This window comes from Ruegeria sp. AP12 (assembly GCF_056540025.1).
Window position 1 is genome coordinate 1 of record NZ_JBQFVZ010000358.1, and the last position, 501, is coordinate 501.

Annotated in this window: 1 protein-coding gene; it reads right to left on the bottom strand. The window is 61.9% G+C overall.

What is annotated here, in order from left to right; translation table 11 throughout:
* Positions 1–9: 9 nt before the first annotated feature.
* Positions 10–501 (bottom strand): type 2 periplasmic-binding domain-containing protein (locus ACR0E6_RS23200; RefSeq protein ID WP_480587870.1); only part of this gene is annotated, 492 nt, incomplete at its 5' end.

Here is a 501-nt window from a genome sequence, read left to right on the forward strand (position 1 = left end):
CGTGAGTGGTTATTGGTGCGGTGCGTACCAGGAGGCGAGGCCATCCTGCAGGCGCTGACCGGCGTCTTCGGGGCTTTCTTCGCCCTTGATGACCTGAGCCGAGGCATTCCACGTCTCGTTCTCAAGGTTCGGCGTGCCGCGCGAAAGGATCTGGTAGGTCGAGCGGATAGTTGAGCCACACTCGCCACGCCAGCTTACGAACTCCTGCGCCAGCGGGTCGTCCATCGCCACGTCAAAGCTCGACAGCGAGAAGAAGCCTGGCAGGGCATTGGCGTAGATGGTCGCGAACTCTTCCGAGCCGACCCAATCCAGGAAGGTGCGCGCGGCCTCTGCGTTGGGTGACGCGGCGTTCAGGCCGATGGCGATGTCGGTGTGGTCCGAGATATAGCACTCATCACCTGCATTCTGGACGGGAGGCTTAAACGCACCCATTTCGAAATCGGCCAGATTGTTGAAACCGCTGATCTCCCAGCTGCCAGCGGGATAGACGGCTGCGCGGCC